The organism is Nereida sp. MMG025 (assembly GCF_021654165.1).
GTDB lineage: Bacteria > Pseudomonadota > Alphaproteobacteria > Rhodobacterales > Rhodobacteraceae > Nereida.
Window position 1 is genome coordinate 15,346 of sequence record NZ_JAKFZN010000007.1, and the last position, 14,660, is coordinate 30,005.

Genomic DNA, 14,660 nt, shown 5'->3' on the forward strand with positions numbered 1-14,660 from the left:
GCGCGCAATCAATGCCTTGACCACGCGCCTTTACTAGAAATTTCTTTGCGGGTTAGCTCATTCCATCACAGGAATGCTAAACTCACCGCCCTCTTTGATGCCCGATGGCCAACGTGCTGTGACCGTTTTTGTGCGTGTGTAGAACTTGAACGCGTCAGGCCCATGCTGGTTCAGATCGCCAAAGACCGACTTCTTCCAACCACCAAACGTATGATAGGCCAGCGGCACGGGGATGGGCACATTGATGCCCACCATCCCGATGTTGATGCGGTTGGCAAAATCACGCGCCGCATCGCCGTCACGGGTAAAAATCGCCGTGCCGTTGCCATACTCGTGATCCATCGCAAGGCTGACCGCCTCCTCATAGGATTGCGCCCGCACCGTGGACAGCACAGGACCGAAAATCTCGTGCTTGTAGATGTCCATATCCTTGGTGACATTGTCGAACAGATGCGCGCCCACGAAAAAGCCGTCCTCATACCCCTGAAGGCTGAAGTTGCGCCCATCGACCACCAGCTTGGCCCCTTGATCGATGCCTGTTTGGACAAGCCGCTCGATATTGGCCTTGGCCGCAGCCGTTACAACAGGGCCGTAGTCCACGTCATTGCCGCTGGTATAGGGGCCGACCTTCAGCGCCTCGATCCGCGGCACCAGCTTTTCAATCAATCGGTCCGCGGTTTCGTCGCCCACAGGCACGGCCACCGAAATCGCCATGCACCGTTCGCCAGCAGCCCCATATCCCGCACCCACCAGCGCATCGGCCGCTTGGTCCATATCGGCGTCAGGCATGATAATCATATGGTTCTTGGCACCGCCAAAACACTGCACGCGTTTGCCGTTGGCGCACCCCGTGGCATAGATGTATTCGGCAATCGGCGTGGATCCGACAAAGCCCACCGACTGAATCACATCGTTGTGCAGGATCGCATCCACCGCTTCCTTGTCGCCGTTCACAACCTGCAAGATCCCCTTGGGCAGCCCTGCCTCTTCCATCAATTCAGCCAGCATCAGCGGCACCGATGGATCGCGCTCGCTTGGTTTGAGAATAAACGCATTGCCACAGGCGACCGCAGGCGCAAACATCCACATCGGGATCATCGCAGGGAAGTTGAACGGCGTAATCCCCGCCGTCACCCCCAAAGCCTGCCGCATGGAATACATATCAATGCCAGGCCCTGCGCTGTCGGTGTATTCCCCTTTCAGCATTTGCGGCGCACCAATGCAGTATTCCACCACTTCCAGCCCACGCTGCACATCGCCCGCCGCATCAGGCAGGGTTTTGCCATGCTCGCGGCTCAGCGCTTCGGCCAACTTGTCCATATCGCGGTTCAGAAGGCCCACGAATTTCATCAAAACACGTGCACGGCGCTGCGGGTTTGTCGCGGCCCACGCGGGCTGCGCCTTGGCGGCAATCTCGACCGCATGGGCCATCTCTTCTGTGCTGGCCAGCGGGCATTTCGCCTGTACCTCGCCCGTCGCAGGATTGTAGACATCGGCAAAGCGCCCCGACGTGCCTTTGACATGTTCGCCGTTAATGTAATGGGTCAATTCTTGCATGAGTTGGTCTCCTTTTGACATGATCCTATCTTTGCGATTACTCATGTAGTAGGTGAAATTTTCGATCATTATTTTGCAAAAATGCAAAGCCAAACCATGAACCCTGACGACCTGATCATCTTTCTTGCTGTGGCACGCACAGGCAGCATTTCCGCCGCTGCTGTCAGCGTGGGCAAAGATCCCGCGACCGTAGGACGGCGCATCCAGCGCCTCGAAGATGTGCTTGGCACTTCGCTGTTTTCGAAATCCCCGCGCGGTTATGTTTTGACCGATGATGGCAACGCGCTCAGTGGGCATGCCGCCAAGATGGAAAACGTACTAACCGAGATTTCCAGCGATTTTCTGAACGAAGACACCTCTCTGACAGGGCGCATTCGCATCGGTGCACCAGATGGCTGCGCGACCTTCCTTTTGCCTGATATCCTCGCACAGATCAGTGCGGCGCATCCCGAACTGGTTATCGAAGTCGTCTCGGCTTCGCGCGATTTCGATGTGTTGAACCGCGACGTCGATCTGGCGATTTCCGTGACCCCGTCGAAATCCAAGGCGCTGCTGTCGGAACCGCTGGCAGACTATCACCTTCAATTCGCCGCTGCGCACAAATTGGTCGATCGCGTTGGGCAAGACGCGCTCAAGGATCAACCGCTGATCAGCTATATCCCCGAACTTCTGATGGATCCCGAACTGGACATGCCTGCGCATTTTCGCACCCGCGCACCCAAGCTGCGTTCCAACTCGGTGCTGGTGCAGTGGGAATGGATCAAGCACGGACACGGCATCGGCATGGTGCATGATTTTGCCCTGCGCGATCAAAGCGCGGTCACCCGCATTTTCCCCGAATTTTCCGTGCCGCGCCAATATTTCCTGAACCTGCGCAAAGACGAAATGGCGTTTCGGCGTATGGCGACACTTGCAACCTTGCTGCGCCGCCAATTCGCCCAAGCCCTATCCGCGTGATCGCTTTTCGAACCGTGGCAGCATCGCTGAAAAGTCTTTACCCGCACCGTCCTCGCTCTCCACAAACTGCTCATACAGTCCCGTGGCAGCCTGCCCCAAAGGCGTATCGGCATCCGCGCTTTGCGCCGCCTGCTGCGACAAACGCAAGTCCTTCAGCATCAAATCCGCCGCAAACCCGGGCTGGTAATCGTTATCCGCAGGGCTTTGTGGCCCCACCCCCCGCGCAGGGCAATAGGCGTTCATCGACCACGAGTACCCCGATGACGTGCTGACCACATCAAACATCTTCTGACGATCCAGCCCCAGTTTATCGGCCAGCGCAAAGGCCTCGCAGGTGCCGATCATCGTGATGCCCAAAATCATGTTGTTGCAAATCTTGGCCGCCTGCCCTGCACCGCTGTCACCGCAATGCACCGCCTTTTGGCCCATGATCTCAAACAATGGCGCGGCCTTGGCAAACCCGTCTGCACTGCCCCCCGCCATAAACGTGAGCGTCCCGCCAGCCGCACCGCCAACGCCGCCAGACACCGGCGCATCCACCGCCAGCTTACCCGCCGCAACAGCCGTCTCGGCCACGGCCCGCGCGCTGTCGACATCAACGGTTGAACAATCCACCAGCACAGCCCCCGCCTCCATCGCGGGCACCACCTCATCCGCAACAGCACGCAGAATCGCACCGTTTGGCAGCATCGTAATCACCACATCTGCGCCCGCAGCCGCCGCTGCCGCCGACGCCACAGACGACACGCCATCGACCGTCACGCCGCTCACATCAAAGCCCGCCACCGTATGGCCCGCCTTGGCCAGATTGGCTGCCATCGGCCCGCCCATATTCCCAAGCCCGATAAATCCGATCTTCATGCAAAATCCTCCCTGTTTGATCGAAACGCTAGCCTAGCGGTCCGAGGTCTGCCAGCGCGGATTAATCCACGGCGCAAGGTTCTCGCGCGGCAACATCCCGCGCCCCAGAATATGATCCGCCGCCTTCTCGCCCACCATAATCGACGGCCCGTTCAAATTGCCATTGGTCACCTGCGGAAAGACAGAGCTATCGGCCACCCGCAGCCCCTGCACGCCGATCACGCGGCACGCAGGATCCACCACCGCCATCGGGTCATCTGCTCGCCCCATCCGCGCGGTCCCGCAAGGGTGATAGGCGCTTTCCACGTGCTCGGCGATGAACGCGTCCAAGTCATCATCACTTTGCACGTCAGCCCCTGGCGAAATCTCTTTGCCGCGATAAGGATCAAACGCCGCCTGCCCGAAAATCTCGCGCGTCAGGCGAATGCAGTGGCGGAAATCCTCCCAATCCTCTGGGTGGCTCATGTAGTTAAACTGGATGCGCGGCGGCTCTTTCGGATCAGCCGATTTTAACGTCACCGCCCCGCGCGATTTCGATCGCATCGGCCCCACATGCGCCTGCCAGCCATGCCCTTCGGCCGCCGCAGTGCCATCATAGCGCACCGCCAATGGCAGGAAATGATATTGAATATCGGGATATTGCACCCCTGCCTTGCTACGCACAAACCCGCAGCTTTCAAACCCGTTGCTGGCCCCCGGCCCAAGCTGCGCCAGCACCCATTGCAGCCCCACCTGCATCTTTTTGGGCAGCGGCCAATAGCGATAGAGCGTGATCGGCTGCGTACAGGCCTGCTGGATATAAAGCTCCAGATGGTCCTGAAGGTTCTGCCCCACGCCCTGCCGATCCGCGACCACCTCGATGCCGTGATCGCGCAAATGATCCGCAGGGCCAATGCCCGACAACATCAGCAGTTTTGGCGTGTTGAACGGGCTGGCACTAACAATCACTTCGGCCTCAGCCGCGATGAATCCCTTGTCGGTTTCAACACCCACGCACCGCGTGCCGTCCATGCGCAGGCGTTGCGCCTCGCAGTGGATCAGCTTTGCCCCCATCTTGACCGCAGGTTTCATATAAGCACGCGCTGCAGACCACCGCTTGCCTGCGTGGATCGTGGCATCGAAAGCCGCAAACCCTTCTTGCTTTTCGCCGTTGTAATCCTCGGTAATCTCGAAGCCCGCCTGCGCGCCTGCATCAATAAATGTCTGATACAGCAGATTGCGCATCGGGCTTTTGCTCACATGCAGCGGGCCGCTGTCTCCGCGATAGGCGCTGGCCCCGCCGTTCCAGTTTTCCATCCGTTTGAAGTAAGGCAGCACATCCGCATAAGCCCATCCGTCCGCACCCATATCGGCCCATGTCTCATAGTCCATCGCATGGCCGCGCACATAGATCATGCCGTTGATCGACGACGACCCGCCGATGACCTTGCCGCGCGGATTATAGATCTGACGGCCACCCAAATGCGGCTCGGGCTCAGTCCAATAGCGCCACGCATACCGCTCCATATTCATCGGATAGGACAGCGCCCCGGGCATGTTGATCAGCGGCCCCGCATCGCTGCCACCTGCCTCAAGCACAATAACCGATTTGCCTGCTTGCGTCAGCCGAAACGCAAGGGCGGAACCCGCAGACCCCGCCCCGATAATCACATACTCCGCCTTCAATGGATCAGCCTTTCCCCTTCCAGGGCACCAGCCATTTTTCCATCAGGCGCATCAGCACATCGATGCCAAAGCCGATAATTCCGATCAGGATAATCCCCGTCAGCACAATATCGGTGGCCTGAAATTTCGACGCGGCAACAATCATTTTACCCACGCCTTTTTCGGCCGCCACCAGCTCGGCGGCCACGACAGTGCCCCAACACACACCCATCGCCACACGTGCAGCGGTAAAGATTTCGGGCAGAGAATTCGGGATAATCACATGACGCAAAATCTGCACCTTGCTGGCCCCAAGCGAATAGGCGGCATGCACCTTACTGATCTTGACCCCCGACACACCCGAGCGCGCCCCAATCGCCATGATCCAAAGCGCCGCAAGAAACAGCAGGATAATCTTGCCCTGCTCTCCGATCCCGAACCAGATGATCACCAGCGGGATCAAGGCCAGCGGCGGCACAGGGCGCATGAATTCCACAATCGGGTCAAACCAACCACGGAACCAATTGCTTAGCCCCATCGCATAGCCAAGCGGAATACCAATCAGCGCCCCCAACAAGAACCCGACAATCACCCGAAACAGCGAATAGGACAGATGCTCGGCCAGTGTGACATTCTGATAGCCGTCTTGCCACAATGTCACCAACCGTTCAGCCACCGCGTTGGGGGCAGGCAGCCAGATATCTTCCATCTGCCAGCCCGTTCCCGGCTCAAAATTCATCGTGCCTTTATCGGTCAGCGCAACGCGTCCAAACGGCAGGGTCACATCCTCACCCGCCGCAATGGCCATGCCACCCACACTGGTGATCTTTGCCCCGTCGGCGCGTTTCACCGCATCATTCTGGTCCCATACGATCAGCTTGCTGCGATAGGCCTGCACCTCGACCACATCGCTGGCCGCAGGACCGTTGCCTGCCGCCACGCTGATCCCCTCGGGGCTGCCGCCCTTGGGAAACACATTCACCAACACCTCGGCGTCATCGGTGCTGCCATCGGCATACTCCACCGTATAGCTAAAGCTGTCTTGGCCCGTAAACGCACCGGGTGCATGCAGCAGCTTGGGCAGCCATGCCGATCCTGTGAACGCGCCCCAAATCACAAAGATCAAAACAATTGAAATGACCGAGGCGGCCTTGTCCGAAACCACCGCACTTTCATCGCCAAAGGTCACAGTTTTCAGCGATGTATAATCCGCCCGTGATTGCATCTTGGATCGTGCAAACCGCCAAACGATCATCGCCAGCAAAATGACGGCCACATATCCGATCAATGCAGGCAAGGTGCCCAAAATACCCAAAAACAGCGTGGCCAACTCGCCGCTTAGATCGCTGATAATTTCCATCTCAGGCCTCCCCGCCTGCTGTGCCGCCCATAATCTCTTCTTCCATATCCCAGATCATGGTCAGGATTTCCTCGCGCGTCGGGCCATACTCAGGGTGCTTTTTCACCTCGCGCAAATCCGCGCCCACGCCCATCTCGGCAAAGGGCAGACGGTATTCCTTGTGAATCCGCCCGGGACGCGGCGCCATGACCAACAACCGCTCGCCCAACAGCAGTGCCTCTTCGACCGAGTGGGTGATCAGAATGATCGTCTTTCCCGTCTCTTTCCAAAGTCTCAGAACCAGCCCCTGCATCTTTTCGCGCGTCAGCGCATCCAGCGCACCAAGGGGTTCATCCATCAAAATCACATCGGGGTCATTGGCCAGACAGCGGGCCAGAGCCACACGCTGCTGCATCCCGCCCGACAATTCATAGACCATCTTGTCCTTGAAATCCTGAAGGCCCACAACGTCCAGCAAATGCTCGACAATCTCGCGGCTTTCGGCCTTCTTCATACCCTTCATATCAGGGCCGAAACTCACATTTTCGCGCACGCTCATCCACTCAAACAGCGCACCTTGCTGAAACACCATCCCGCGTTCCGCATCAGGCCCCTGAACCGTATGGCCGTTCAAACGGATTTCACCCGCAGTCGGCGCCAGAAACCCTGCCACGATATTCAAAAGCGTGGTCTTTCCGCAGCCCGATGGCCCCAAAACACTCAGCAATTCGCCTTGTTTCAAATCAAGGCTCACATCTTTCAGGGCCTGAACCGCGCCGCCGTCAGGCAGGTCAAACCGCATGGAAATCTTGTCAATCGCCAGACCGCTCATTGCTATGTCCGTTCTTAATGTGGGGTGTCAGGGTCGTAAAAAAGGGGTGCGCACATGTCCATGCGCACCCCGATATGTTGGCAATTACATGCCTTTTACAGCCATCAGAGGGCCAGTGTTCACTGTGCCTTCATAGCTGTCCAACGCGCTTGGGATCGACTCGGCACCCACAAAGACGTCTGCAACGCCCTTCATGAAATTCGCAGCCGTGCCGCCCAACCATGCGTCCGACAGTTGCTCATCAACTGTGGGGAAGGCGAACGTGGCAAGGCTTGCCGCCGCGTCTTCTTCCGACATGCCCGCATCCTTGGCGATCACTGGCAGCATCTTGGCGTGGTTCGCCTCATCGGCCCACATCGCGTTTGCTTCTGCCGTCACCGCCAGGAATTTCGCGAGGGTTTCGCCCTCTTCTGCGATGTATGACGCAGGCGCTGTTGTCGCGTCAAATACCAGAATGCCAAGCGCTTCTTTCTCCGCACCTGTCAACAGGATGTTGCCATGCTCTTTCATGCGGTTCAGCGCACCGCCCCAACCACAAGCCATATCAAGCGATCCTTGCGCCAGCGCCGCCGCACCTTCTGCAGGGGCCATGTCCACAACTTCCATCGAGGCAACATCAACGCCAAAATGGTTCATCTGGCTCAGGAACCCGTAGTGCGCCGCAGTGCCCAGTGGCACAGCAACTTTCTTGCCGGCCAGCTCGCCTGCCGACATTTTGTCGATCTCCAAGCCACTTGCGACCACGCAGTTATCGTTGTCCGAATAGCTTACGGCGACATCAACAATCTGGATGTCCTGACCAGCCGATGCCGCCACAACGAAGGGTGGCACACCCTGGCTGACGCTGATCTGCACATCACCCGATGCCATAGCCGCACTCATCGCCGTGCCTGTGTCAAAGCTGACCCAGTTGATCGTCTTGCCAAGGGCTTCTTCATACATGCCGGTTTCTTTGGCGAACTGGAATGGCATGGGCCACTCAAGGAAGTAGGCAACTGTGATTTCTTCGTGGCCCGCAGCCATCACAGCTTGTGCGCCGCTCATCATCGCGATGCCAGCAACGGCACCCATCAGTTTGGATTTAAGTGTCATTCATAGAACTCCCATGTTCATAAGTCGCGGTCTTTGGTTGCCGCATTCGTGTCGGAAACAGGTCTAGCGCAGCGCGCAGATCCCCCGATCTCGTGCAGGCAAACACACAAAAAGCCCCTATGGAAGGGGGAAGTTGGCTCGACCCCTCCCGCCAGAACAACAAAGCCTAATTCTGCGGCAATGCGGCAAATATTAATGCACCTGCAGCAAGATGCTGATTTCGCGCATCATTCGCCCCCTCAAAACCCATGCGCCCTCAACGTGCCTTGGCCTAGGGTTGTAACAGGCGGTAAAACTGGACTTATCACTGTGCAAAATCTGGCCCTAACTGATTTGCACATGTTCAGACACAGTTTGCTATCACAATTTTCCGGCGGATGGAGATTCTGTTATGGATGGCTCTTTGAATTACAATGATATCAGCGATGTCGTGGCATCAGATCGCAAGCATGTCTGGCACCATCTGATTCAGCATAAACCCTTTGAAACCGCGGACCCGCGCATCATCGTCGAAGGGCGCGGCATGAAGGTCTGGGACCAGCACGGCAAAGAACATATTGATGGCGTGTCGGGCGGTGTATGGACGGTCAACGTGGGCTACGGGCGCGAACGCATCGCAGATGCCGTGCGCGACCAGCTGGTCAAGATGAACTACTTTGCCGCGGCCGCAGGATCGGTCCCCGCTGCCAAATTCGCCGAACGCCTGATCGAAAAAATGCCGGGAATGAGCCGTGTGTATTATTCCAACTCGGGCTCTGAGGCGAATGAAAAAGCCTTCAAAATGGTCCGCCAGATTGCGCATAAAACCACCAATGGTGTGAAGCATAAAATTCTCTACCGCGAACGCGACTACCACGGCACCACCATCGCCACGATGGCCGCAGGTGGTCACCACCAGCGCAACGCGCATTACGGCCCCTTCCCCGCAGGTTTCGTGCCCGTGCCGCACTGCCTTGAATACCGCGCCGATCAAAACGGCCACACTGCAGGGGCGACCTACGGCATCGAAGCGGCCAACGCCATCGAAGAGGTAATCTTGCGCGAAGGCCCCGAAACCGTCGGCGGCCTGATCCTTGAACCGATCACAGCAGGCGGCGGCGTCATCACCCCCCCCGATGGGTATTGGGAGCGCGTCCGCGAAATCTGTGACACATACGATGTGCTGCTGATCCTTGATGAAGTCGTCTGCGGTTTGGGCCGCACAGGCACATGGTTCGGTTATCAGCACTACGGCATCCAACCCGATATCGTGACGATGGCCAAAGGGGTCGCATCGGGCTACGCCGCCATCTCCTGCACCGTCACCACCGAAAAGGTGTTCGACATGTTCAAGGACGACACCTCCGATCCACTCAGCTATTTCCGCGATATCTCGACCTTCGGGGGCTGCACCGCCGGTCCTGCCGCAGCGCTGGAAAACATGGCCGTGATCGAGGACGAAAACCTTCTGGACAACACCAACATCATGGGCGCCTACCTAATTGATCACCTGCACGCGCTGGCCGACAAACATGCCTGCATCGGCGATGTGCGCGGCAAAGGTCTCTTTGCCGGGGCCGAACTTGTCACAGACCGCACCACCCGCGAACCTGTGCCAGAGGCGCATGTTCAAGCCGTCGTCGCAGATTGCATGGCCCAAGGCATCATCATCGGGGCCACCAACCGCAGCTTGCCGGGCTTTAACAACACGCTCTGCCTGTCGCCCGCGCTTATCGCCACAAAAGATGATATCGACCATATCGTCAGCGGCATGGACGCGGCACTGACCCGCGTTTTCGGCTAGTCGCACCACCGACACTCCAAAACGGCGGTCCACCAAGGGCCGCCGTTCTGCGCTACCCTTGCAACACAAACTTCTGTTCGACCATCCTGCGTCCGTAGGTATCGCCCTGCTTTTCCTCTACCAAGGCAAAGCCGACGCTTTCGTAAAGCGCGCGTGCGGCGTCCAACCCCTCAAACGTCCGCAAGCTCAACTCGTCAAACCCTTTGCTGCGGTGGAAATTGACCGCACGTTTGACCAGCTTCTTGCCAAGCCCCAAACCACGCGCTGCAGGATCCAGCACAAAAAACCGTATCTCGGCGCGGTTCAACCGCAGGCTATCACCATCCACACAGATGCCGCCCACACAACGCCCGTCCAAATGGGCCGTCCAGATCTGTGACTTACCGCCCCCCAGTTTCGGGGTCAGCTCTGCAAACTCCTTTGCAACAACCGCTTCAAAGGCTTGGTCCAACCCCTGCTCGGCGCTGTAAACCGTGCCGTGCAATTCAATCAGCCGCCCCATCGCACCGGCGCTGTAGCCGGTGGTGATCTGAAGGTCATGGGCAACATCCATCCCCAAACCACGTGCCGTGCACGCCAACCCCCATAAGGCATCTGATCGCGCCGCATCAGACGTCTGATGATCCAAAGCGCCGCCCAGACCCGCTGCCGTGGCTTTGGCCAGCGCGCGGCCCGTATCCGTCAGCTGTACCAATTTGGCACGGCCGTCTTTGGGGTCAGGCATCTCGCGGACCAAATCGGCTTTCAACAGTCCGCCAACCAATCGGCTGACCGTCGATTTCTCCAATTCCAACGCATCCCCAAGGGCCGACGCCCGCAGTGGTGCGCTTTGCAGCAAGGCCAAGGCCTGTGCCCCGCTGGTCGACACCGCACCCTGACTGGCATCAGCTTCCAGATGGGCAAAGCGGGTTTCGATCTGATGGCTTAAACGGCGGATTTGGGAAACTGTGATCATAGGGGGCGCAGACTTCAGGGTTGTATCAATCAACAAAAGCCTGAACGCCGTGCCCCCTGATTGTCCATGCCGCCATCGGCCTTCGGGTCAATATGGCGCAGTAATTCGCAGAAATGCACAAAAACGGCCCCTCGCGCGCAGTCATGTGCGAAAATCGCGTCAGACGCAAAGCCATACCGATAGCAGACGCCCAGCAGACGCCGCAGGACACGCCGTTTTCGCCAAAAACGGAATTGAATTGGATCGCTTGTGAAGCAACCCGGTGCTTGCTACCGTAAGTCCAGATTTCATCCAAGATAAGGCCAGTCCATGGCGCTTCCCGTCGAAACCTTCTTTCTGGATCCCACCGCTCAAGGCACCTTGAAAGCGCAAATTCAGCAGATGATTGCCGAAGGCATTTTATCAGGTCGCTTCCGCCCGGGTGAAAAGCTGCCCTCCTCTCGGAAATTGGCCAACCACCTCAAAATCAGCCGCATCACCGTGACGCTGGCCTATACCGATCTGGTGGCCGACGACTACATCACCTCGCGCGGCCGGTCTGGATATTTCGTCTCGCAAAACGCACCGCAACCGCCCAGTTTTCCCACCTTGCGGCCCCAAAATGACAGCGTCGATTGGAACCGCGTGCTCTCCAGCCAAACCCCTGACGAGATGCCCTTCGAAAAGCCGCTCGATTGGCAGAACTATCGCTATCCTTTCATCTACGGGCAGGCCGATCCCGATCTGTTTGATCGCGCCAACTGGCGGCTGTGTTCTCTTCAGGCTTTGGGCAAACGTGACTTTGCAGCGCTTACCAGCGACTATGTCGACCAAGACGATCCCAAGCTGGTGGAATTCATCGCGCGCCACATCCTGCCCCGCCGCGGGATCAAGGCGCATGCCGACGAAATCCTTGTCACCATGGGCGCGCAAAACGCGCTTTGGCTGGCCGCCCAGTTGCTTTTGACCCAACGCCGCAACGCAGCCATCGAAGAACCCTGCTACCCTGGTTTGCGTGATATTCTTGAACAAACACGCTGTAATCTGCATCATATCGAGGTTGATGAAGATGGCTTGCCGCCCGCTGATTTGCCCGCAGATATCGACGTGGTGTTCTGCACACCGTCCCACCAATGCCCGACCACCGCGTCGATGCCGCTGGCCCGCAGAAAGGTGCTCTTGAACCAAGCCACGCAGCAGGATTTCATCATCGTCGAAGACGATTACGAATTCGAAATGTCCTTTCTGGAAGCCCCGTCACCTGCGTTGAAATCTCTCGATCAAGATGGCCGTGTCGTCTATATCGGCTCCTTTTCCAAAAGCCTCGCGCCCGGTTTGCGACTTGGGTATATGGTGGGCCCCGCGCCGTTTATCCGCGAGGCCCGCAAGCTGCGTGCCAGCGTTTTGCGCCACCCTCCGGGACAGATCCAAAGGACCGCGGCCTACTTCTTGTCACTTGGCCACTACGATGCTTTGGTCAAGCGCATGTCCAAAGCCTTCCATGCGCGGCGCAACACGCTTGAAGCCGCGATTGACCGCTACGGTCTGACCGTTGCAGGGCGCGGCGCTTACGGCGGCTCAAGCATCTGGATGCGTGCTGACGGGCGGCGCAATACGGTGGAATTGGCACGCGAGCTTAAGACAAAAGGTGTGTTGATAGAACCCGGCGCGCCGTTCTTTCTGCCCGATAAAGACCGAATTTGCCACTACCGCCTCGCCTATTCGTCAATCCCCGAAAACAGGATCGCCGAAGGGATTCGCATTTTGGCCGAAACCATATAACTGGACTTAATCGCATTCTGAACTGGACCTAACCCCGATCCTCAGAATCCGATTAAACTCCGTCCAACCCAAGGAGTCCCCACCCATGAAAATGACCACCGAAGAAGCCTTTGTGAAAACCCTTCAGCGCCATGGCATCCGCCACGCATTCGGGATCATCGGTTCGGCTATGATGCCGATTTCGGACCTTTTCCCCAAGTCGGGGATCAAGTTCTGGGACTGCGCCCATGAGGGCAGCGCCGGTTTTATGTCTGACGGCTACACCCGTGCGACAGGTGAGATGTCGATGATGATCGCGCAGAACGGGCCTGGCATTACAAACTTCGTGACCGCCGTTAAGACAGCATATTGGAACCACACTCCTTTACTTTTGGTTACCCCGCAGGCCGCAAATAAAACGATCGGACAAGGTGGCTTCCAGGAAGTCGAACAGATGAAACTGTTTGAGGACATGGTGGCCTATCAAGAAGAGGTGCGTGACCCCACACGCGTCGCAGAAGTGCTGACCCGTGTAATCAGCCAGGCCAAGCGTTTGTCTGGCCCTGCGCAGCTTAATATCCCGCGCGATTTCTGGACCCAAGTTGTTGATATTGAAATCCCTGATCCGATCGAATTCGAAGTCTCGCCAGGTGGAGAGAATTCAGTCGCCAAAGCGGCAGAGTTGATCTCTGGCGCCAAGAACCCCGTCATTTTGAACGGTGCTGGCGTTGTCCTGTCGGACGGCGGCATTCAAGCGTCTATTGATCTGGCAGAGCGTTTGGATGCGCCTGTGTGCGTTGGCTATCAACACAACGATGCCTTTCCGGGCTCACACCCTTTGTTTGCGGGCCCGCTTGGGTATAACGGTAGCAAGGCTGGTATGGAGCTAATCAGTGAAGCAGATGTGGTTTTGTGCCTTGGCACACGGCTCAACCCGTTCTCGACCTTGCCGGGTTATGGCATTGATTACTGGCCTGCAGATGCGAAGATCATCCAAGTGGATATCAACCCGGATCGAATTGGCCTGACCAAAAAGGTCACGGTGGGTATTGTCGGTGACGCCGCCAAGGTCGCAAGGGGCATCCTTGCCCAACTCAGCGAGGATGCAGGCGACGCAGGACGCGAGGCACGCAAGAATAAAATCGCCCAGACCAAATCGGCATGGAAGCAGCAGCTTGCTTCGATGGACCATGAAGAGGACGATCCAGGCACCACTTGGAACGAGCGCGCCCGCGCCGACAAGCCTGACTGGATGAGCCCACGCATGGCATGGCGTGCCATTCAGGCGGCCCTGCCCAGAGACGCGATTATCAGCTCTGACATCGGTAATAACTGCGCCATTGGCAACGCCTATCCGGATTTTGACGCTGGTCGCAAATACCTTGCGCCGGGTCTGTTTGGTCCGTGCGGCTATGGTCTGCCAGCGATCGTTGGCGCAAAGATCGGTCAGCCTGACGTGCCTGTGGTGGGCTTTGCGGGCGACGGCGCTTTTGGAATCGCTGTGAACGAACTGACGGCCATTGGCCGTGGCGACTGGCCTGCCATCACACAGATCGTCTTTCGCAACTACCAGTGGGGCGCAGAAAAGCGCAACTCCACCCTGTGGTTTGATGATAACTTTGTAGGCACGGAATTGGACACCCAAGTGTCTTATGCGGGCATCGCAAACGCATGTGGCCTGAAAGGTGTTGAAGCCCGCACGATGGAAGAGCTGACCGACATCCTGAACACCGCCATCAAGGAACAGATGGAGGACGGTGTCACAACCTTGATCGAGGTGATGTTGAACCAGGAACTGGGCGAGCCTTTCCGCCGTGACGCGATGAAAAAACCAGTGGCCGTTGCAGGCGTTTCGTCCAGCGACATGGCGGCCGAGTAATTGGCGGGCGGCCCAACTTGG

At 57.7% G+C, this 14,660-nt stretch carries 11 protein-coding genes; 4 read left to right on the forward strand and 7 right to left on the reverse strand.

Annotated elements, in window-relative coordinates:
- Nucleotides 1-57: 57 nt before the first annotated feature.
- The gene (locus L1065_RS13565; protein ID WP_237096045.1) at nucleotides 58-1,557 is read right to left on the reverse strand and encodes a CoA-acylating methylmalonate-semialdehyde dehydrogenase; all 1,500 of its coding nucleotides are present in this window, start codon (nucleotides 1,555-1,557) and stop codon (nucleotides 58-60) included.
- A gap of 96 nt (nucleotides 1,558-1,653) precedes the next feature.
- Between L1065_RS13565 and L1065_RS13570 the strand changes: the two genes are divergently transcribed.
- On the forward strand, nucleotides 1,654-2,514 hold the full coding sequence (locus L1065_RS13570; protein ID WP_237096046.1) for a LysR family transcriptional regulator: 861 nt from the start codon (nucleotides 1,654-1,656) through the stop codon (nucleotides 2,512-2,514).
- Here the strand turns inward: L1065_RS13570 and mmsB are convergent.
- The 5 genes from mmsB to L1065_RS13595 all read right to left on the reverse strand — a co-directional run bounded on the left by mmsB (nucleotide 2,503) and on the right by L1065_RS13595 (nucleotide 8,282).
- Nucleotides 2,503-3,375 carry a 3-hydroxyisobutyrate dehydrogenase gene (gene mmsB, locus L1065_RS13575; RefSeq protein ID WP_237096047.1) on the reverse strand — a complete coding sequence of 291 codons (873 nt, stop codon included), beginning with the start codon at nucleotides 3,373-3,375 and terminating at the stop codon, nucleotides 2,503-2,505. The two genes, L1065_RS13570 and mmsB, sit on opposite strands and share 12 nt — an antisense overlap.
- A 33-nt stretch (nucleotides 3,376-3,408) precedes the next feature.
- Nucleotides 3,409-5,040 carry a choline dehydrogenase gene (gene betA / locus L1065_RS13580; RefSeq protein ID WP_237096048.1) on the reverse strand — a complete coding sequence of 544 codons (1,632 nt, stop codon included), beginning with the start codon at nucleotides 5,038-5,040 and terminating at the stop codon, nucleotides 3,409-3,411.
- 4 nt (nucleotides 5,041-5,044) lie between these two features.
- Nucleotides 5,045-6,316 carry an ABC transporter permease gene (locus L1065_RS13585; protein WP_370641194.1) on the reverse strand — a complete coding sequence of 424 codons (1,272 nt, stop codon included), beginning with the start codon at nucleotides 6,314-6,316 and terminating at the stop codon, nucleotides 5,045-5,047.
- 64 nt (nucleotides 6,317-6,380) lie between these two features.
- Nucleotides 6,381-7,190, reverse strand: a complete 810-nt coding sequence (locus tag L1065_RS13590; RefSeq protein ID WP_237096049.1) for a taurine ABC transporter ATP-binding protein — start codon at nucleotides 7,188-7,190, stop codon at nucleotides 6,381-6,383.
- Nucleotides 7,191-7,274: 84 nt separating this feature from the next.
- On the reverse strand, nucleotides 7,275-8,282 hold the full coding sequence (locus L1065_RS13595; RefSeq protein ID WP_237096050.1) for an ABC transporter substrate-binding protein: 1,008 nt from the start codon (nucleotides 8,280-8,282) through the stop codon (nucleotides 7,275-7,277).
- A gap of 391 nt (nucleotides 8,283-8,673) precedes the next feature.
- Here L1065_RS13595 and L1065_RS13600 point away from each other — a divergent pair, with 391 nt between their 5' ends.
- Nucleotides 8,674-10,065, forward strand: coding sequence for an aspartate aminotransferase family protein (locus tag L1065_RS13600; protein ID WP_237096051.1), 1,392 nt, complete (start codon nucleotides 8,674-8,676; stop codon nucleotides 10,063-10,065).
- Nucleotides 10,066-10,117: 52 nt separating this feature from the next.
- On the opposite strand, the gene L1065_RS13605 is transcribed toward L1065_RS13600, so the two are convergent.
- A complete protein-coding gene (locus L1065_RS13605) occupies nucleotides 10,118-11,020 on the reverse strand; it encodes a bifunctional helix-turn-helix transcriptional regulator/GNAT family N-acetyltransferase (protein WP_237096052.1) in 903 nt (300 codons plus the stop codon).
- 309 nt (nucleotides 11,021-11,329) lie between these two features.
- Between L1065_RS13605 and L1065_RS13610 the strand changes: the two genes are divergently transcribed.
- Both L1065_RS13610 and xsc read left to right on the forward strand, forming a co-directional pair.
- Nucleotides 11,330-12,781 (forward strand): PLP-dependent aminotransferase family protein, encoded by a 1,452-nt coding sequence (locus L1065_RS13610; protein ID WP_237096053.1) that lies wholly within the window; start codon nucleotides 11,330-11,332, stop codon nucleotides 12,779-12,781.
- Nucleotides 12,782-12,866: 85 nt separating this feature from the next.
- Complete coding sequence (gene xsc / locus L1065_RS13615) at nucleotides 12,867-14,639, forward strand: sulfoacetaldehyde acetyltransferase (protein WP_237096054.1); 1,773 nt, start codon at nucleotides 12,867-12,869, stop codon at nucleotides 14,637-14,639.
- The last annotated feature ends 21 nt before the right edge of the window (nucleotides 14,640-14,660 follow it).

Coding starts and splice junctions, on each gene's coding strand:
- mmsB (WP_237096047.1), bottom strand. CDS start 3,375: ATGAAGATCGGATTTATCGGGCTTGGGAATATGGGCGGGCCGATGGCA.
- L1065_RS13610 (WP_237096053.1), top strand. CDS start 11,330: ATGGCGCTTCCCGTCGAAACCTTCTTTCTGGATCCCACCGCTCAAGGC.
- L1065_RS13570 (WP_237096046.1), top strand. CDS start 1,654: ATGAACCCTGACGACCTGATCATCTTTCTTGCTGTGGCACGCACAGGC.
- xsc (WP_237096054.1), top strand. CDS start 12,867: ATGAAAATGACCACCGAAGAAGCCTTTGTGAAAACCCTTCAGCGCCAT.
- L1065_RS13590 (WP_237096049.1), bottom strand. CDS start 7,190: ATGAGCGGTCTGGCGATTGACAAGATTTCCATGCGGTTTGACCTGCCT.
- L1065_RS13595 (WP_237096050.1), bottom strand. CDS start 8,282: ATGACACTTAAATCCAAACTGATGGGTGCCGTTGCTGGCATCGCGATG.
- L1065_RS13605 (WP_237096052.1), bottom strand. CDS start 11,020: ATGATCACAGTTTCCCAAATCCGCCGTTTAAGCCATCAGATCGAAACC.
- L1065_RS13565 (WP_237096045.1), bottom strand. CDS start 1,557: ATGCAAGAATTGACCCATTACATTAACGGCGAACATGTCAAAGGCACG.
- L1065_RS13600 (WP_237096051.1), top strand. CDS start 8,674: ATGGATGGCTCTTTGAATTACAATGATATCAGCGATGTCGTGGCATCA.